The following is a 19,356-nucleotide window of genomic DNA, read 5'->3' as shown; positions in this document are numbered from 1 at the left end:
GAGCAGGGGTTCCGCCCTGACGGGCGCCGGTTCCCGGTGGGCCCTACTTGGGGCAGTACTGGGGAGCCTCGCTCAGGTTGTCCTTGGTTACCAAGACAAGAGGAATGTCGGAGATCTTGTCAACGCCCTCCTTCTTGTCGAGCAGGGAGACCGTGTTCTTCACCGCGGTCTGCCCGATGGTCGCCGCCGAGTTCGCGACGGTCGCCGAGAGGCGCCCGTCCTTGACCGCGGCGACGCCGTCCTCGGTGCCGTTGACGGAGACGATCTTCACGTCCTTGGCGCCGGCGGCGTCGAACGCCTTGCGGACGGCGAATGCCATCTCCTCGTTGGCGACGAAGGCGTAGTCCAGGTCGGGGTGGGACTGGATCATGTTCTCGGCGACGTCCTGGGCCTTTGCGGGGTTGAACATGCCGGGCTGGCTGGCGACCACCTTCGCGGTCTTCGGCAGGGCGTCCTCGAAGCCGCCGACGAGCAGGTCGGAGGCGGCGCCGGGGGCACCGGCGACGATACCGACGCTCACGTTCTTGCCACCCGCGTCCTTGCTGATCCACTCGGCGTCCAGGGCGCCGACCTTCTTGAGGTCGACCACGGCGGCGCCGAGTACTTCGTCCATGTCGGAGGTGGCCACGGAGGTGAGGTAGATCGGGATGCCGGCGCTCTTGGCCTTGGCTATGTCTCCCTCGAGCGCGTCGACGTTCACGGTCTGAACGATCAGGGCGTCCACGTTCCGGGCGATCATGTCCTCGATGTTGGACAGTTCGGTCCCGGCGTCCTGCTTGGAGTTGGCCGAGTAGACCTTGGCGTCCTGGGCCTTGGCCTCCTGCTCGACGGCGCGGAGCAGGCAGGTGTGGAAGTGCGTGTTGGAGCCGTTGACGAAGCCGAGGGAGACGGCACCGTCGGCGGCGCCACCGCTGTCGTTCCCGGAGCCGCAGCCGGCCAGGACCAGGGCGGCGACGCCGGCGAGCGAGACCGCGGCGGCGCGGCGGTGGGAGGGGGCGATGGACTTCATGGGGTCGGGCCTTTCCTGCATCGTTGAAGAGAAGGTGCTTGCGTGGGGGTGGCGCGGAGCGTGGGGATGCGCGAAGGCAGCGGGACGTCGTTCGCCGACGGGCGCTAATGGCCCGGTGAGGACTTGCGCTGGAACTCGTTGATGATCGCCGCAACCAGGAGTACGCCTCCGGTGACGACGAGTTGGTAGTTGCTGTTGACCTGGAGAAGGTTCAGGGCGTTGGCGACCACGCCGAGCAGGACCACGCCGATGACAGTGCCGATGATGGTGCCGTGGCCGCCGGCCAGCGACGTGCCGCCGATGACGACCGCGGCGACGGCGGTCAGCTGGGTCTGCAGGCCCGCGGTGTTGGGCGCGGCGGCGCCGAGCCGGGACAGCAGCATCAGCCCGGCGAGGCCCGCGAGCACTCCGGCGAGGGCGTACAGGGCGAGCTTGCGGGCGTTGACGTTGATGCCGCTGAGCCGGGCGACGTGCTCGTTGCCGCCCATCGCGTAGGCGTCGCGGCCGAAGGTGGTGAAGCGCATGGTCACGCCGATCAGCGCCAGGACGAGTACCGCCACGACGGTCAGGTAGGGCACGCCGACCAGCTCGTCGTTGCCGAGCGCGGACATCTTGTCGCCGATGGTGACGCTCATGCCGTCGAGGACCAGCAGGGCGACGCCGTCCAGCAGCATCGCCGAGGCGAGGGTGGCGACGAAGGGCGCGACCCGGGTGTAGGTCACCACCAGGCCGTTGACCAGCCCGATCAGGGTGGCCAGGGCGAGGCAGACGACCACGACGAGGGGCGTGGACCAGCCGCCGTCGATCAGTTGCGCGCCCGCACACAGGGTGACGGCGGCGTTGCTGCCCATGGAGAAGTCCATGCCGCCCGCGGTCATCAGCAGGGTCAGTCCGGCCGCGATCACGGCGTTCACGCTGACCTGGCGCAGCACGTTGAGCAGGTTCTGCGAGGAGGTGAACGCGTCGGCCTGGACGGCGGTGAACACGCACACCAGGATCAGTACGGCGATGAGCCCGCCGTGCGGGACGTGCAGCAGCCTGCGACCTCCGGAGCGGAAGGGGGCGCGGCGTTCGGAGGGACCGGTCGTCGCGACGGCCGGGGCGGCGGCGGGGGTTTTGACGCTCACTGCGGTTGACCTCCGAGTGCGGTCGCGACGAGTTCGTCGCGGGTGATGGTGGTGATGTCGTGTTCGGCGACCGTGCGGCCGGCGCTCACGACGACGACCCGGTCGGCCAGCCGCATGACCTCCTCGGCGGAGGAGGAGGCGAGCAGGACGGCGACACCGCGGGCGGCGAGGTCGTCGACGAGGGTGTGGATGTCGGCCATGGCGGCGACGTCCACGCCGTTGGTGGGGTCCTCCAGGAAGCAGGCGATGGGCGCGGTCTCCAGCCATTTGCCGAGCAGGACCTTCTGCTGGTTGCCGCCGGACAGCGAGCCGACGGGCGGGTTGCCGCTGAGGGCGACGACGCCGTAGGTGTCACGGACGGGAGCGGCGCGGCGGGCGAGGGGTCCGGTGCGGTGCAGCCTGCGCCGGGCGAAGCGGTCGCCGGCCAGCATCAGGTTCTCGTCCACGGTCATCCCCTGGACCAGGCCGAGCGAACGGCGGTCGCCGGTGACGCAGCGCAGTCCGCTGGCGAGGGAGGCGGGCACCCGGCCGAAGGGCACGGCACGCCCGTCGACGTGCACCTCTCCGGCGTCCGGGCGCCGCCGCCCGGACAGCAGGTCGAAGAGCCTGGACTGCGCGTCGCCGGCCGGGCCGAGCACGGCGACGATCTCACCCTTGCGCACCTCCACGGTGAAGTCGCGGATGGCGCGTCCCTGACTCAGTCCGCGTACGACGAGCCCGTGGTTGTCCTGGGGGGCGGGCCGCTCGGGTCGGGTGGATACCACGTCCCGGCCCACCATGCTGCGCACCAGCGAGGCCGGGTCCAGCTCGGCGGCCGGCGCGCTGCGGACCAGCGCGCCGTCGCGCAGCACCGTGATCCGGTCGGCGATGGACATGACCTCGTCGATGTAGTGCGAGATGTAGACGACGGCGACACCCTCCTCTCGCAGGCGGCGCACCAGGGCACGGACCTGTCCCGCGTCCTTGGCGCTGAGGCAGGCGGTCGGCTCGTCGAGGATCAGTACCCTGCCGCCGCGGCGGACCTCGCGCGCCACCTCGACCATGGTCTGCTCGGCCACGGTGAGCGTTCCCGCGACCCGGTCCACGTCGATGTCGATGCCGAGGCCGGACAGGGCGGCACCGGCCTGAACGCGGACCGCCTTCCAGTTGACGGCGCCGAAGCCCCGGGTCGGCAGGTCGCCCAGCATGACGTTCTCGGCGACGGTGAGCCCCATGGCCAGCTCACGACGCTGCGGCACCGAGGAGATGCCGAGTTTGCGGGCCTTACGGACATTCAGTCCGGCGTACTCGTGTCCGCCGGCCTCGATGGTGCCGCCGTCGGGCTGGTGCACGCCGCTCAGCACCTGGACGAGGGTCGACTTGCCGGCGCCGTTCATGCCCATCAGGGCATGGACCTCGCCGGGGTACAGGTCGAGGTCCACCCCTTTGAGCGCGGCCGCTCCGCCGAAGCTCTTGGTGATGCCGCGGACGCGGAGCACGGTCCGGGTCGTCGTCACGGGGGAGCTCACGGCCGCGTCCCGTCGTTGCCCGGGGCGGCGGCAACCCGGGCGTAGCCGCGGACGTCCGGGAAGGGGGGCTCCTTGTCGGCCTGGAGGTCCACCTGGAAGGTGTTCAGGCACATGCCGAGCATGGTGAAGTTGCCGAGGGCGCCGATGGTGTCGACGAGGCCCTTGGAGCCGAAGTGCGAGAGCGCGGCGGCGAAGGTCTCGTCGGCGACGAAGTGCTCCTCCAGGATCTCGCGGCAGAACTGGTAGAACGCCTGGTCCGCCTCGTTGTCGAAGACGGCGTCGCGCTTCTCGGCGACGGCCTTGACGGCGGCCTCGGGGATGCCGGCCTCGATCGCCTGGTGCACATGGGCGTTCCACGAGTACTGCGCGTCCCAATTGCGGGCCGCCATGAGCAGCGTCAGCTCGCGCAGGTGCTTGGGGAGGCTGCAGTCGAACCGGGCGAAGGCGCCCAGCGACTCGGCCCGCTCGCACATCTCCGGGCTGTGCAGCCACACCCGGAAGGGGCCGCGGACCGCGCCGCGGCGGCCTGCGATACGGGCGGCCAGCTCCTGCTGGCGCGTGTCCATTTCCTCTTCGGTGAGAACGGGGAGCCTCATGTGGCCGATACCTGCCTTTTCTTTCCGACGCGTTTCCGCAACGAGACGGGAGCCGTGCGGTGACAGGTGACGGTACAGGCGGGCGGGGGATGCTCACCCTCCTCGGATTGCAACGTAAACCTGCACGCCGGAGGGCACCGTTTTGCGCCGGGCCGACCTAACGTCGATCGTCGCGACACGTTGGACTGGAGAGGATTCCCGGGATGACCACCATCATCAAGACCGCGACGGTGCCCCTGCTCGACCGGGGCGGCGCCGTGGTGACGACGCCCTTGATCACCACGACCTCGGCCGGCGGGGAGAACCGCATCACCAGCGGCATGAGTGTGTATCCGGCGGGCTCCGGAGCGCCTTTGCACTCGCACAACTGCGACGAGCACGTGACGATCCTGGAAGGCGAGGCGGAGGTCTGGGTCGACGGCGAGGTGACGAAGCTGGAGCGGTTCGACACCACGTACGTCCCCTCTCCGATCCCGCACCTCTTCCGCAACGTCGGTGACACGCCCCTGCGCATTCTGTGGGTGTACTCCTCGGGCCATGTGACCCGGACGTTCACCGAGACCGGCCGCACGGTGGAGCACCTGTCGGCGGAGGACCAGATGGGCCACGACTGACCCGGCGGGGGCGCCTTGGCAACAGGAAGAGGCTCCCGCTCAGAAGGCTTCGTCGCTCCATTGGTCCAGTAGGGCATCGGTCGTGTCCTCGCTGGACCGCGTTGTCGCGTCGACCAGAGCCTGCTCGGACCAGATGACCTTTCCACGAGGGAGGTAGCGGGTCCCCCAACGCTGTGCCAGGCGGGCGACCAGGTACAGGCCCCGGCCGCCCTCGTCCGTGGTGGCGGCGCGGCGCAGATGCGGTGAGGTGCTGCTTGCGTCGGCGACCTCGCAGATGAGGGTCCGGTCGTACAGGAGACGAACGGTGACGGGCGGGCTGCCGTAGCGGACGGCGTTGGTGACCAGCTCCGAGACGATCAGCTCCGTGACATAGCTGAGGTCGTCGAGGCCCCAGGCTTGCAGTTGCTGTCCGCACGCGGCGCGGGCCTGTGACACGGCCGCGGCCTCGGAGGGGATCTCCCACTGGGCGATCCGCTCCGGCGGCAGTAGATGGGTACGAGCGACCAGCAGCGCGACATCGTCCCGAGGCCGGGAATGGAGTGCGGCGCCCATGACCGTCCGGCAGGTGGCCTCGGGGTCCTGATCCGGATGGCCGGCCAGCACGTCGAGCAGCAGATCGAGGCCGAAGTCGATGTCGTGACCGGGCTTCTCGATCAAGCCGTCGGTGTACAGCACCAGTCGGCTCCCCTCGGCGATCTGCAGAACGGCGGTCTCGAAGGGTTCCGCACCTCCGAGCCCCAACGGTGGGGAGACGGGCACATCGGGAAGGCGCGCCGAGCCGTCGGGACTGATCAGCACCGGTCCTGGGTGTCCGGCCCGTACGACGTCGGCACGACCCGAGGTGGGATCATAGATGGCGTACAGACACGTGGCGCCGCTGACGCCCTGGCCGCTGTCCTCGCCCGCTCCGCTTTCGTCCATGCGGGTGACTAGTTCGTCCAGGTGGGCCATGAGTTCGTCGGGCGCCAGGTCCAGGGCCGACAAGTTGTGCACCGCGGTACGCAGTCGCCCCATGGTGGCGGCCGCGTGCAGACCGTGGCCGACGACATCACCGACCACCAGGGCCACGCGTGCCCCCGGAAGTGGAATCACGTCGAACCAGTCGCCGCCCACGCCTCCGGACTCCGTGGGGAGGTAGCGGTGAGCCACCTCCAGGAAGCTGGAGCCGGGGAGGGAGCCCGGCAGCAGGCTGCGTTGCAGTGTGACGGCCATGGCGTGCTCGCGGGTGTAGCGGCGGGCGTTGTCGATGGCCACCGCGGCCCGGGTGGCCAGTTCCTCGGCCACTTCCAGGTCGTCCTTCACAAAGGCCTCGGGCCGCTCCGCCCGCCAGAAGCCGGCCACGCCCAGAAGCACGCCCCGGGCGGACAGCGGGACCGTGATGAGGGAGTGGATCCCGTACTCGACGACGCGACGCCCACGCTCGATGTCGCGGAAACCGAAGCCCGGTACGTAGCCGGGGACGTGTCCCACCACGGCCCGCAGATCGGGATCGATCAGTCCCCGCCCCGCCGTCAGGTCACCCGCCCCGGACTCCGCCGGCACGAACAGAACGCTCTCTCCAACAGGAGTGAACGGCGCGTCCTCACGAACGCCTCCCACCGCCACCCGGCGGAGAGACCGTTCGACACCGGTCGGTTCGTCGCCCCTGAGCACCGGCTCCGCGAGGTCGACGGTCACGAAATCGCTGAATTCCGGTACGGCCGCTCCGGCCAGTTCCTCGGCGGTCCGGGTGACGTCCAGGGTCGTGCCGATGCCGATGCTCCCGCTGTACAGCACGTTCAGGCGGGCCGTCGCGGCCTCCGCCCGGCCCGAGAGTGCTCTGAGCTCTGTGGAGTCGCGCAAGGTCGCCACGCTGCCGGACGCACCGTCGTACTCGTCCAGCGGTCGTTGGTTCACCGCCAGTACCCGGCCCTCGGCGAGATGGACTTCGTCGGTGGCCTCGCGCCCGGACGTCAGGAGATCGGAGATGGGCGATGCGAGATCCAGCTCCTCCACGCGGTGGCCCTGTGCCTCCGAGGGCAGATCGAGCAACCGCTGCGCCTCCTCGTTCACCAGCAGCAGCCGTTGACCGGCGTCCACGATGACGATGCCCTCCCGGGCGGCGTGCAGGACCGCGTCGTGATGCCGGTACATGCGCGTGATCTCGGCGGGTCCCAAGCCGTGAGTCTGGCGCAGCAGACGACGGCTGACCACCACGGCGCCGGCCGTGCCGGCCAGCACGGCGGCGGCAGTGACCCCGAGCAGCGTCGGCAGCTGTTTCATGGCCTCGGCGCTGATGCTCGACACCCGCACACCGACCGCGACACCGCCCACCACCGTGCCGTCGGTCTCCCTGATCGGCATGAAGGTACGCATCGCGGTGTGGCTCCCCGTCTCGTTGCGCCCCCTGACGGTACGGCCGTCGCGCAGTGCGTCGAGGTCCTGGGCGACCGGGATGCGCTCACCGATCAGGCTGGGGTCGGCCTGCGTGTAGCGGATTCCCTGGTCGTCAACGATCACGACGAAGTCGAGATGCGCGGCCTTGCGGACCTCCTCCGCCCGGGGCTGCAGTTCCGCCGTCGGATCCGGTGACTTCAGGGCCTCCACAATCCCCGGAGCATGGGCGAAGACCTCCGCGGCGGCGAACGAACGATCGGCCGCGGAACGGGTGGCTTGCCGTTGCACGGTCATCACCAGCAGCACCACGGCTACGACGGCGAGCAGCACCACGATCGCCACCTGCAGCACGAACATCTGCCCCACCACGCTGCGCGTGCTGAGCAGGGCCCAGAAGCCGCTCCACCCTCCGGCCGAAGACGGCTTCGCACGCCGAGTGCCGACGGATCCTCGCAGCCGATCGAGCAAGTGCACATCCACCCTTTTCACCCCTGCTTATGCCGCCGTCCACGCGACGTCACGCACTGGCTCGCCAACTGGTAAACCGAGGAGCAGCGGCGGAAATCCGCCACCTGTCAATTATTCTCAGCACGGGGATGGCGACCCTAGCAGTGCCGTGCGTCGGCAGGAATATGGAGGAGAAGACTTCGAGTGGCAAGCGGCGCCGGTGCGGCTACCAGCGAGATAATATCCACGCGCCGGGGGGCTCGCCATTCCTCCTCACCCGTCCCACACAATCCCCTGCAGTGAGCGAGCGCTCACGGGCCCGACCCCCTTCACCTTCCTGCTATCATCACTAAAACGATCTGGTCGTCATGTCGGTTCACATCCTCCACACCAGTCGACCGCTCGGAACTCGATCAGGTCGAGGCGATGATCACGCCGCTTGACCTCACAGGACCCTCGTACGAATCTGAGGCGAGGAGGACGGGGAAACCCATGGACCGTCTCCTACTGATGCGCACGTTCGTCACTGTCTCGCAACTCGGCAGCTTCAGTGAAGCGGCCAGGGTTCTCAGCTCCTCGGGTTCGCTCGTTTCGCGTCATGTCGCGGAGTTGGAGCGGCAGATCGGCGTGCGACTCGTCAACCGCACGGCCCGTTCCGTGACTCTCACGGAAGCCGGTCTTCGATACTCGGAGTTCGCCACCCGCATTCTCAAGGAGATCGAAGCAGAGGACGCCGGCATCGCGAACCTACACAACCGGGCCGAAGGCAGCCTGAACATCATCTCCCCCAAATGGATCGGAAGCCTCGACGTCGGCGATGCGATCGCCGCATTCTCCGCCGCGCACCCGAGAATCGCCGTGCGTTTCGAAATGGGCGGCATGTCGGACCGGACCTACGATTTCCTCGACAGTGGCTTCGACGTCGCCCTGCACACCCGGGACCTGCCGGACTCGGGCGTACGGCTCAAGAAGATCGCGTCCCTTCCCTTCGTGCTGTGCGCCTCCGCGGACTACATCGACCGGCACAGCCCGTTGGCGCACCCGCACGAGCTGTCGGCACATGACTGCCTCGTACACGTGAACGAACCGGTGTGGCGACTGGGCCATGGACCGACCTCCACCCTGCACAAGATCCGTAACGTGGTGTTCTCCTCCAACTCCTACACCGCCCTGCAGAAGGCGGCGACTCACGGTCGCGGCATCGCTCTGCTGCCGCATCGGACTGCTTACGACGATCTCCGCGTCGGCAAGCTCCAGGTCCTCCTCCCCGGCCACGCCGTCCCCGAACGTCCTCTGTACGCGATCTACGGCCCTGGCCGACCCGCACCGCGGAAGGTCACCGTCTTTCTGGAGTTCCTCGGCGAATGGTTCAGGGACAACCAAGCTCCCACCACTGAGGCGGCCGGCGTGCCTAGGCAGGCGTCACCACGTGCCGTCGGGTTCTCGGGCTCACTTCACGAGGCCGCGCGCCCTCAGCCCCAGGTAGGTCAAGGACGTGGCGGCGACCACGCCGGACGAGGCTACGAAGACACTGCCGATACCGGTGAGGCCGGCCAGTGCTCCCAGTCCGACGGCACCGAGCGCCCGGGACAGGTCCATGGCCATGAACACCGTGGCGTTCGACCGGCCCCGCCTGGTTTTGTCGGCGGACAGCACGGCGAGGGCGTTGATCCCAGGGTGGGCCGTGCCCATACCCCAGCCGTAGCAGGCACCGGCGGCCATGAGCGCGCCCAGGTTCGGTGACCAACCAACGAGCGCGAGAGCGGCAGCGACCGACACGATGCCCGGGGCGATGGTCCAGGCCGTCCCGAGACGGCGTTGCATCCGCCCCGTGCAGAGGCGTGCGACCGCGAGCGTCACCGCGCTCGCGGTGAAGAAGAGACCCGGGTTGGAGATGCCACGACCGACGGTATAGGCCGCCATGAAGGTGTTGATGGCCGTCGGCCCCAGCATGAGGAAGAACATGATCATGGCAGGCCGCCACACGTTCCGTTCTATGACTCGGCTCCACAACGGCTCCTTGGCTCGCCCCTTGTCCGATTCCCGCGACGCAGGACTGCCCGGTCCGGCATCGCCGGCGGCGGGCAGAGCACGGTCGGTCCCCTCCCGGTCCGTGTGGACCTGGGCCGCCACACGCTTCAGCGGGATGCGCAGCAGCAGGTTCAGCGTGGCGAAGGCGAAGACGAGACCGAACACCGCGCTGTACCCGTATGCGTTCTTCACCGCGAGAGCGAGCCAGGGGGCGAAGAGCTGGGCAACGGTCTGTTCCATGCCCAAGTACCCGATCCCCTCCGCCATTCGGCTCTCCGGGATCAGATCCGTCGCGAGCGTCATCACGGCCGTGCCGTTGAAGCTGAAGCCCAGCCCCTGAATCACCCGCACCGCCAGCAGCATCCACACCGGCATCACGAGCGCGTACAGGCCGGTCGCGACGCAGAAGAGCAGAGAGCCGAACACCATCACGGCGAAGCGGCCACGGGTGTCCACGAGTCTGCCGGACAACGGCCGCACCACGACCGCGGCCAGCATGTAGACGGTGGTGGTCAGCCCGGCCGTCGTGGTGGAGGCACCGTGCTCGATCGCGTAGAGCGGCACGAGTGTGATGAGCATGTTCGTGCAGATCCGCAACAGTCCGTTGGACGTCATCAGACCGACGAAGGGGAGCGTGAAGATCGGTTCCTGAGACTTCACCTCAGGTGTGGAACGGGTGTCTGCCTGGCTCTGCGCATCCGTCACTTGGGTTCGGTGCCTCCGCTCTGGGTCTTCGCAGCCGGCCTGGGACAGTCCCGCGTCGGGTCTGCGCGTCCGCACCGTTGCTGGAAGAGGGATCAGGCGACGAAGTCACCTCCCGCGGCGCCGGCCGCCGACATGTTCAGGGTTCCTAGAGTTCCGGTGTCTGCACTGGGTCGGCCGTCGAGTCGCCGTCCACGACGCTGGACACCGCCCCGTCCTGGCTCGCGCGCAGCAGCAGGGCTCTGCGTGCGGAGCCGACGTGGTGACGCATCGCGGCGATGGCCGCGTCGGCGTTGCGGGTGAGAATGGCGAGGAAGATGGCTTGGTGCTCTTCGAGCGAACCGGATCGGGGGTGAGGCGCGGACAGATTGCGGTACTGCCGCATCACGAGGGGGTAGAGCAGTCTGTCGTAGGCCCGGGCCAGGGTCTGCTGGTGAGCCGCGAGCTTCACCTGCTGGTGGAAGGTGCGATTGCCCTGGGAGTAGGCTGCCTGGTCACCCCGCGCCTGGCAGTCTGCCATGGCGTCCAGCGTGCTGCGCAGTTCCTCGATCTCCTCCGCGGTTGCGCGTTCGGCCGCCTTGCCGGCCAGAGCCGACTCCAGCGTTTCCCGTGCCTCCAGGATGTCCATCGCCTCCTCCACCGAGAAGTGCCGTGTCCGCACACCCCTGTTGACCTCGCTGGTGACGTAGCCTTCCTGGGTCAACTGGACCAGGACAGCTCTCATGGTGGTCCGCGAGACGCCGAATCTCTGGGTCAACTCCGCCTCGGTCAGCCGCGTGCCCGGTTCGAAGCTCCCCGACAGCAGTAGCGAGCGCAGACCCTCGTACGCGCGACCGTGCCGGTTCGAGGCGGCCTTGCCGGTGTCGACCGCCCTGTCGTCGGAACTGGCGTTCACGTGATCACCTGTAACTCTCGAAGGGAAGTGCCGAGTACAGCGCAGTATGTCGGGTGACCGCACCGGTCCCGGCCCTCGCGGTACGGGAGTTGCGTGTGCAGCGGCCACCGCCCCACACGACCGGCTACAGCCCGAACCAAAACTCTTGAATCTTTGTCCAACAATACCCGAGGCTGCCTCGAGAGGTAACCGGACGGTTAGCCCAGTTCCTCATGCACGCTTCTTGTCGGTCCCATACGGCGGTGTTACGGTCGCTCGCAAGTTGTTCGACAATCCATGCGATGGACGCATGTGACCGTGCGCGCGCCGCAGCCACCGACACACACCGGCGGCGACCGGCAGACACAGAACCCGATCTCACCCCCACCCCCTCCGGCGAGATCGACACCTCAGCCTGAACAAGCGGGGCCCTTCCCCTTGCGGTCACACGTCCGTCAATCAGCGAAAGGTTTGACGCAGACATGCCATATGAGCTGAAACGTAGATCATTCCTGGCAGCCGGGGCAGCAGCGGCCACCGCTTTGCTGCCAAGCTCCTTCGCTGTGGCAGCCGCGGGCGCCGGCAAGAAGGGCGTCATGCTGATGAACCGCATCGGCCCGTCCTCGTCGACCCTGTACATCGCCAAGACCGACGGGTCGAACGAACGCAAGCTGCTGGACAGCAAGACGGCCGCGTTCGACCGCCACGCCAACTTCTCCCCCGACGGCAAGACCGTGTTCTTCACGTCGGAGCGCACGGGTGACGGCAACTCCAACATCTACTCGGGCAGCCTGAACGGATCCGGCCAGGCCGTGGGCGTACAACCCCTGGTGACCGGACCGTCGGTGAACGACAGCGCCGTCCTGTCACCGGACCAGCGCACACTGGCCTTCGCCTCCACCCGCTCGGCCGACCATCTCTCGCGGATCTGGCTGAGGAACATGAAGACCGGCACACTGACCAACCTCACCGGGGCCGCGGCGCTCGCGGGCGACCCCGACGGTCCGGACTGTCACTTCCGGCCGGTCTGGTCACCGGACGGACAGTGGATCGCCTTCTCCTCCGACCGCAACACGGCGTGGCGGGGCCACGACGGCGGCAAGGGCTGGGAACACACCCAGGAACTCAGCGTCTACGTCATCCGGCCGGACGGCACCGGCTTCCGCCAGGTCGCGACGAAGCCCGGATACTGTCTGGGCTCCCCGAAGTGGTCGCCGGACGGCCGGCGAATCGTCTACTACGAGATCACCACCGAGGGAACCTGGGGCGCCCACCGCCCGGAGGCCATCGGTGTCGTCGAGTCCCAGATCGTCTCGGTCGACGTCGAGACGGGCGCCGACCGTGTCGTGCACACCTCCGGTCCCCACCTGAAGGTCTCCCCCCAGTACGTCACCAACACCGAGATCGGCTACCTCGTCAAGGGAGGCGCCGACGAAGGCCTCGCATACACGTCCGGCAGGGCGCCCGTCAAACGGTCCCTGCGTTCTCCGGTCTGGTCGCCGGACGGCAAGTCGGTGATCTACGAAAGGCAGGACTTCACCAGCCGTGACCTCGACGAGACCCTCTACACCTGGGACTCGGACTGGGACTACCGCTTCTGCGACGTCTTCCCGATCGTCTCTCAGCAGGGCCGACTCGCGATCACGGAGAAGCAGACCGGCTTCGCCAACTCCTCGATCGTCACCCTGAAGCCGGACGGCTCCGACCTCAAGGTCGTGTTCAACACGGCCGACAGCGACCTGGACCCGGAGCTCCTCGCGAAGGGTCTGGCCGGCGCCTTCCGGCCCGCCTGGTCGCCGGACGGCGAATGGATCGCGTTCGGTCTGGGCGGGTGGTTCCAGGAACGCGCCGCCATGGCGGCCTCGATCTGGCGGGTCCGCAGTGACGGCACGAGGGCGGAGGCGCTCACGGACAACTCCACCAACGCCGGTTTCCCGAGCTACTCCGCCGACGGAGGCAGGATCGTCTACCGCGTGTGGGGCGAGCAGAACGGCCTGCGCATCCTCGACCTCGCCACCGGGGCGACGACGGTCCTCACCTCGGAGTCCGACAATCTCCCCGACTGGTCGCCGGACGGCGAGCTCATCCTCTTCACCCGCAAGACCAGCGCGACCAACTTCGACGTGTGCACCATCCGGCCCGACGGCAGTGATCTACGGGTCCTGACCGACAGCGGCGCCAACGACGGTCACGCCGTCTGGAGTTACGACGGGACCATTCTCTACAACAGCGGCATGTACGGCTTCCGGGAAGAAGCGGCGCTGTACGACGACACCTTCCAGCCCTACGGCCAGATCATGAGCATGAAGGCGAACGGTTCCGGGAAACGGCTGCTGACCGACAGCCAGTGGGAGGACTCCATGCCGATCTACCTCCCGCAGAGTGTGCTCTCCCAGTGAGGTGAGACGACCGCAGACCGTGCCGTGGGAGTGGATGGGTTCACTCCCACGGCACGGCCGTTGTGCGTCACGTCATGCCGTCGTCACATCGTCAAGGAGCTACTACGCCCTCCCGCGGAGCACCTCCTGAGTCAGGAAGAGCGGCATCGAGTCCTCCCACAGGCTGTCGGTCAGCATCCTCTTGCCGGTGCCGTCCGCGTTCATGCTGAAGATCTGCCCGTACGACTGGAAGGTGTCGTCGTACAGCGCCGCCTCCTCCCGGAACCCGTACATGCCACTGTTGTACAGAATGCGTCCGTCGTGGTTCCAGACAGCGTGAGCGTCGTTGGCGCCGCTGTCGGTCAGGCAGCGCAGATCGCTTCCGTCCGGCCGTATGGTGTAGACGTCGAAATTGACGCCTGCCGTCTTGCGGGTGAAGAGGATGAGCTCGCCGTCCGGCGACCAGTCGGGGAGATTGTCGTAGTCGTCGGTGAGCACACGGGTCGTACGGGTGCGGAGATCGAGAATGCGCAATCCCTTCTCCTCCCCGCCCCATACGCGATAGACGATTTCGTTGCCGTCCGCCGAATAGCTCGGGAATCCGGAGTTGGACGTGCCGTCCGTCAGCTTCTCCCACTCCGAGCCGTCGCTGCGCACCCGGATGACCAGGTTGCTCGGGGCATCTTCCCGGAACCAGGTGCCCAGGCCGGACGCGATCCATTCGCCGTCCGGTGACCAGGCCGGCCGGTAGGCCCCGATGGAGCCCGGGAGCGGATCGCTGATCTTGCCCCGCGGGTCGAAGACGACGCGGCGGTCGGAGCCGTCAGGGAGCATGGTGACGATGGAGGAGTTGCCGAGCTGCTTCTCCGTGATCGCGATGCGGCCCTGCCGGGACAGCACAGGGAAGACGTCGCAGTGGCGGTACTCCCAGTCCCGGTCCCAGCTGTACAGCGCGGAGTCCAGTGGACGTGTCGTGAATCCCACCTTCTCGTAGATCACCGACCGGCCGTCGGGCGACCACGCGGGCGAGCGAAGGGCCCGATTGACGGCCGGCCTGCCCGATGTGTACGCGAGCCCCTCGTCCGGTCCCCCCTTGATCAGATAGCCGATCTCGGTGGCGTCGATGAACTGGGGAGCCAGTTTCAGGCCGGGACCGGTGGTGTGCTCCGCACGGTCCCCGGTGGTCACGTCGACGGAGACGATCTGGGACTCGACGCGTCCGGCACCCTCCGGGCGGTGGGCGTCCCAGGTTCCCTCGGTGGTGATCTCGTAGTAGACGATTCGCCGGCCGTCCGGCGACCACTTCGGGGAGCCCAGACAGTATCCGGGCTTCGTCGCGACCTGGCGGAAGCCGGTGCCGTCCGGCCGGATGACGTAGACGCTGAGTTCCTGGGTGTGCTCCCATCCGACGCCGTCGTCGTGCCCGCGCCAGACGGTGTTGCGGTCGCTCGAGAACGCGATCCACCGGCCGTCGGGCGACCAGGCGGGACGGAAGTAGCAGTCGGGGCCGTCGGGGTCACCGGCGACCTCTTGGCCGGCCGTGAGGTTTCGCAGTCTGTGCGAACGCAGGTCGAGCAGCCAGATGTGCGCCTTGTGGTCTCCGCGTGTGGACACGAACGCCAGCTTGCTTCCGTCCGGTGACAGCGCACCGACATCGTCCACCGCGGGCCCGGTCACCAACGGCTCGACGCCGCTGCCGTCGGCACGGGCCCAGTAGAGGGACGAGTTGCCATCGCCGTCCCGCGCCGAGGTGAAGACGACCGAGCGGCCGTCCGGCGTGAAAGTACCGTGATGGTCGAACCCGGTACTCCGCAGCAGTCTGCGCTCGTTGGAACCATCAAGGTCGGAGACGAACAGATCGGACGACGAGGGTCCGATCCGGTTCATCAGCATCACGCCCTTCTTGCCCCGGCCGGCAGCCGCCACGGCGAACGGCTGGGGTAAGAGGGCGGCGCCGGCAGCACCCGCACCGGCTGCCAGAAACGCTCGTCGTTTCATACTGGGGGACATCGCTCTACCAGCTCCTGTTCGTGAACGACTGGGTTCTTCCGAACGGAATGATGTGGAAACGCTTCTCTCGTCCGCCGGTATCACAGGGTTCTTCATTCAATTCCCAGCGCGGCCGCACCGGCCCCATGGCCGTGACCGGGCCACACCGTGTCACCTCACGAATTCGTTGGTCCAGTCATCCGTGGTGATCTCGGCTCCCTCGGGGAGGGCACCCAGTTCGTCGACGAAGGAGCGGGTCTTCCTCCAGGTCGGCGCGTCCATGTCGACGAAGAGCGGCCACTCGACCTCCTCGATGCTGGCCTGCACCACCGCGTCGGGGACGCCGGGCATCGCCTGCTTCGCCACCGGTACCACAGACAGGTCGTTCACGTGCTTGGCCAGATAGGCGGTGCCGTCGCGCACAGCGCCCGCGAACTTCCTGACCGTGTCGGCATGCTCATCGGCGAATTCCTTGCGGGTGACGACGACCTGGCCGTAACCGGCATAGTCGCTCGACCACTCGGGCGCCGTACGGGAGTTGGCCACCACGACACCTTGCCCGGCGTGCTGGATCTGCAGTGGCAGCGGCTCCGAGGTGACGAACCAGTCGATCCGTCCCTCGTTCAGTGCGGCCTTGTCCGCGGTAGGACTGGCCAGCGACACCCAGTCGACCTCGCCAGGATCGATGTGGTTGTTCTTGAGGAACATCTCGGCCTCGGCCTTCGTGTTGGCCGAACTGGAACCACCGATCGAACCCGCCAGCGCCTTGGCCACGGTGTCGGGCGAGGACTTCGCGGTCAGTCCCTTCTCCTGGGCGAACTCCTTGCTGACGACGAGGCCGAGAGGATTGCCGAGTCCGTCCACCCCGACCGCCACCACGGGAGTGCCCTTGGAGAGGGCGCCGAGGAATCCGGTCGGGCTGGAATTGAGGAACTGCAGGGAACCGGACTGCAGGGATGGCATCCCCGTGGCCGCAGTCACCGTCACGAACTCGACCTTCAGCCCCCTCTTGCTGAAGTACCCCTGGTCCTGAGCCACGCGCAGAGGAACATCGAAGATGTTGCCCGCGACACCGACGGTGACCGTCTCGGCCCCGTCCGAGCCGAGTGCCACCGTGTCGCCGCACGCCGACAGCAGAGTCGAACCGAGCACCATGGTCGTCACCACGGCCACGGTCCGGCCGCCGGCGACCGTTGACGGCGATCCGCCCGCGAAGACTGGGGGGCGTCTGTGGTGGAGCCTCATGGCACTTCTCCTGTCACCAAGTCCTGAATGCGGTGCAGCAGCGCCGGACTACCGGACGGGCAGGCGTGCGAACCCAGGCGCGACAGTGCGCCAACGTGTCTCAAACCCATTCAGGAATTGTCCGACAAGCTGTGAGGCATGAACGTAGCAGCGCCGACGCACCGTGGAAACAATTACGCGGCAGTAGGCCAAGTTGCTTGGGCGCCGCCCGCCCTGGCGATGACTTTTGTATGACAAAGATGAGCTGCAGGGCTTCGTTTACGGCGAAGCCCGCAGAGTCAGGAGCGTCCGGAGAGGTGCCGACGGCCCCGCGGACGGAAGGTGATGCAGTCGGGATGGGGCACGGGTACGAAGGCGCCCGTGTCCGTAACGCGCCCGGATGCCGGGTCGACGCGGAAGAGGTTCACCGTCCCGCTCGCCTCGTTCGCGACGAACAGCCACCTTCCGTCCGGATGCAGGGAGAAGCTCCACGGTGTCACGCCCCCGCAGGGGACCCGCTGGACCTCGTGGAGGAGCCCGGTCCTCGGGTGCGCGGAGTAGACGACCAGGGCGTTGTCCCCGCGGTTCGAGGTGTAGACGTGCCGGCCGTCACGGCTGACGGCCAGTTCGGCGGCGCTCGTCGCTCCCGTGTGGTCCGGCGCATTCGTCGACAGGAGCTGGTGGGGCGTCAACACGCCGTGCCGGCGGTCCCAGTGCAGCACCTGGATGTCGGCGGTCAGCTCGTTCAGCAGGTAGACCATCCGTCCACGGGGGTGGAAGGTCAGACGCCGCGGTCCCGATCCGGGTGCCGTCGCGTAGGCACCGGGACCGTCGTGTGCACCGGCCGACATCCGCCGGGTGGCCGCGTCGTAGTCGTAGACGAAGACGCGGTCGGCGCCGAAGTCCGCGACCAGGGCGTGCGTGCCGCTGGGGTCGACGACCACATGGTGGGGGTGCGGGCCCTGCTGGCGAGGATTGGGCCCGGAGCCCGCGTCCTGCACCCGCGAGGCCACTGGGCCGAGGCGGCCGTCCGCGGTGACCGGCACGGTCACCGCGGAGCCGTCCGCGAAGTCCGCCGCCAGCAACGTCTCCGCGTTCTCGGTCAACCCGAAGTACGAGAGACCGCCGGTGACGCCCGGCGTGGACTCGGTCGCGATCTCGCCGACCTGGTCGAGGGCACCCGAGTCGTCGTCGATGTGGAAGACCCGGATGTGTCCGCCCTCCTCGTCGCCGGCGACGTAGAGGACCGGACGGGTGGGGTGTGCCACGACCCAGTTCGAGCTGACCTCCGCCACGGCCCCGAGTGGTGTCATGGCCCCGTTCCCGGGATCGAACCGGACCGCGAAGACCTGGTTCTGTTTCCACGTGCCGATGTAGAGCAGCTCCTCGCGGCGCACCGGTGCCGCTTCGGCCGTACCGGCCGACATCAGGGGTGCGGTGGCCGCGGCCGACGCCGCGATCGCCACCAGCATCGTTCTGCGGGAGGGGCTCCTGGGTGGCTCCCCCTCCCCCGGGGCGTCGGGCGGACCGTGAGGGAAGTCGTTCATCGGGGAACACCTTTCTCTCTGCCGTGTGGCGGGTGGACTCAGTTCTTGGGCTGCGGCCGGCGTCGGGCCGCGAGACCGAGGCGCTTGAGGGCGTAGGCGTCGAGGGCGGACAGAACACCGTTGAGGGTCAGTGTCATGGCAACGAGGACGATGAGGCCGGCGAACTCGCGGGCCGCGTCCAGATTCTGCGCCGAGGTGAACAGTTCGTGTCCGACCCCCTCGGAGGAGGCGATGAACTCGGCACCGATGACGCCGAGGATGGCCAGAGGCCCGCCCGTCTTGAGAGCGGCGAAGAACGGTGCGGCAAGCGTCGGGATCGTCACGTAGCCGAGCACGTGGTGCTTGCGCCCGCCCATGACCTGGACGACCTCGACGAGCTCGCGTTCCCTCAGCCGCAGGCCCAGGTAGATGTTGTAGAAGACGACGAAGGCGACACCGGTCATGGCGATGGTGATCTTCGACCAGGAACCGATGCCGAAGAACAGCAGGAAGAGCGGTGCCAGGGCGATCTTCGGAATGCCGTTGATGGCCGCGACCAACGGCTCCAGCACCCGCCCCATGAGCGGGAAGGATCCGAGTACGAGACCCATCACCGTTCCGGCGGCGACACCGAGCCCGAAGCCGGCCAGTACTTCGATGGCGGTGACCTTGATGTCGGTCCATCCGGCCGCCGAACCGAGCATGTCGATGAGCGCGTCGTACACCTCGGTGGGCTTGCTGACCGCGTACTCGGGCACGACGGGACCGCTCATCACCTGCCAGAGGATCAGAGCGACCACGATCACCAGGACGCGCAGCGTGATCACGGAGGCGGTGCCCTGCAGGCGCTCGCGGGCGCTCTTGACGGGCGAGGACGGGATGTCCGCGTCGGGCTTGGTCACGGCCTTGTCGGTGACGGTTGCCATGGTCTGCTCCCTTCTGGTTGGGGTCGGTC

Annotated in this window: 13 protein-coding genes and 1 pseudogene; 3 read left to right on the top strand and 11 right to left on the bottom strand. The window is 67.9% G+C overall.

Translation table 11 applies throughout. The features are described 5' to 3' along the window. Window positions 1-43: 43 nt before the first annotated feature. From ACGH7X_RS34265 to ACGH7X_RS34250, 4 genes are all read right to left on the bottom strand, one after another. The gene (locus ACGH7X_RS34265; protein WP_399892876.1) at window positions 44-1,009 is read right to left on the bottom strand and encodes a sugar ABC transporter substrate-binding protein; all 966 of its coding nucleotides are present in this window, start codon (window positions 1,007-1,009) and stop codon (window positions 44-46) included. A 104-nt stretch (window positions 1,010-1,113) separates the two neighbouring features. Then, a complete protein-coding gene (locus tag ACGH7X_RS34260; RefSeq protein WP_399892873.1) occupies window positions 1,114-2,136 on the bottom strand; it encodes an ABC transporter permease in 1,023 nt (340 codons plus the stop codon). After that, entirely contained in the window at window positions 2,133-3,644 is a 1,512-nt protein-coding gene (locus ACGH7X_RS34255) for a sugar ABC transporter ATP-binding protein (protein WP_399892870.1), read from the bottom strand. Before ACGH7X_RS34255 ends, ACGH7X_RS34260 begins: the two co-directional genes overlap by 4 nt. Continuing rightward, window positions 3,641-4,210, bottom strand: coding sequence for a carboxymuconolactone decarboxylase family protein (locus ACGH7X_RS34250; RefSeq protein WP_399897540.1), 570 nt, complete (start codon window positions 4,208-4,210; stop codon window positions 3,641-3,643). Before ACGH7X_RS34250 ends, ACGH7X_RS34255 begins: the two co-directional genes overlap by 4 nt. A gap of 233 nt (window positions 4,211-4,443) precedes the next feature. Here ACGH7X_RS34250 and ACGH7X_RS34245 point away from each other — a divergent pair, with 233 nt between their 5' ends. Continuing rightward, window positions 4,444-4,854: a cupin domain-containing protein gene (locus tag ACGH7X_RS34245; RefSeq protein ID WP_399892867.1), complete on the top strand. Its 411-nt coding sequence runs from the start codon at window positions 4,444-4,446 to the stop codon at window positions 4,852-4,854. 39 nt (window positions 4,855-4,893) lie between these two features. Here the strand turns inward: ACGH7X_RS34245 and ACGH7X_RS34240 are convergent, their stop codons facing one another. Continuing rightward, window positions 4,894-7,587 (bottom strand): SpoIIE family protein phosphatase, encoded by a 2,694-nt coding sequence (locus ACGH7X_RS34240; RefSeq protein WP_399892864.1) that lies wholly within the window; start codon window positions 7,585-7,587, stop codon window positions 4,894-4,896. A 582-nt stretch (window positions 7,588-8,169) separates the two neighbouring features. On the opposite strand from ACGH7X_RS34240, the pseudogene ACGH7X_RS34235 reads away from it, so the two are divergent. Further along, window positions 8,170-9,066: pseudogene (locus tag ACGH7X_RS34235) on the top strand (LysR family transcriptional regulator); the annotation flags it as partial. Between the two features lie 60 nt (window positions 9,067-9,126). Here the strand turns inward: ACGH7X_RS34235 and ACGH7X_RS34230 are convergent. Together ACGH7X_RS34230 and ACGH7X_RS34225 are read right to left on the bottom strand one after the other, a co-directional pair. Then, on the bottom strand, window positions 9,127-10,368 hold the full coding sequence (locus tag ACGH7X_RS34230) for an MFS transporter (protein WP_399892862.1): 1,242 nt from the start codon (window positions 10,366-10,368) through the stop codon (window positions 9,127-9,129). A gap of 190 nt (window positions 10,369-10,558) precedes the next feature. Next, window positions 10,559-11,305, bottom strand: coding sequence for a GntR family transcriptional regulator (locus ACGH7X_RS34225; RefSeq protein WP_399892859.1), 747 nt, complete (start codon window positions 11,303-11,305; stop codon window positions 10,559-10,561). A gap of 542 nt (window positions 11,306-11,847) precedes the next feature. Here ACGH7X_RS34225 and ACGH7X_RS34220 point away from each other — a divergent pair. Then, on the top strand, window positions 11,848-13,683 hold the full coding sequence (locus ACGH7X_RS34220; RefSeq protein ID WP_399892856.1) for a hypothetical protein: 1,836 nt from the start codon (window positions 11,848-11,850) through the stop codon (window positions 13,681-13,683). Window positions 13,684-13,785: 102 nt separating this feature from the next. Here the strand turns inward: ACGH7X_RS34220 and ACGH7X_RS34215 are convergent, their stop codons facing one another. From ACGH7X_RS34215 to ACGH7X_RS34200, 4 genes are all read right to left on the bottom strand, one after another. Continuing rightward, window positions 13,786-15,588 (bottom strand): TolB family protein, encoded by a 1,803-nt coding sequence (locus tag ACGH7X_RS34215; protein WP_399892853.1) that lies wholly within the window; start codon window positions 15,586-15,588, stop codon window positions 13,786-13,788. A gap of 234 nt (window positions 15,589-15,822) precedes the next feature. Then, window positions 15,823-16,806 carry an ABC transporter substrate-binding protein gene (locus ACGH7X_RS34210; RefSeq protein WP_399897537.1) on the bottom strand — a complete coding sequence of 328 codons (984 nt, stop codon included), beginning with the start codon at window positions 16,804-16,806 and terminating at the stop codon, window positions 15,823-15,825. A gap of 368 nt (window positions 16,807-17,174) precedes the next feature. Further along, a complete protein-coding gene (locus ACGH7X_RS34205; RefSeq protein WP_399892850.1) occupies window positions 17,175-18,422 on the bottom strand; it encodes a lactonase family protein in 1,248 nt (415 codons plus the stop codon). 38 nt (window positions 18,423-18,460) lie between these two features. Next, window positions 18,461-19,327, bottom strand: coding sequence for an ABC transporter permease (locus ACGH7X_RS34200; protein ID WP_399892848.1), 867 nt, complete (start codon window positions 19,325-19,327; stop codon window positions 18,461-18,463). Between the last annotated feature and the right edge of the window lie 29 nt (window positions 19,328-19,356).

Source organism: Streptomyces sp. BBFR51 (assembly GCF_044591655.1).
In the GTDB taxonomy this organism is placed as follows: Bacteria; Actinomycetota; Actinomycetes; order Streptomycetales; family Streptomycetaceae; genus Streptomyces.
This window is presented reverse-complemented; position numbering and strand designations above follow the sequence as displayed.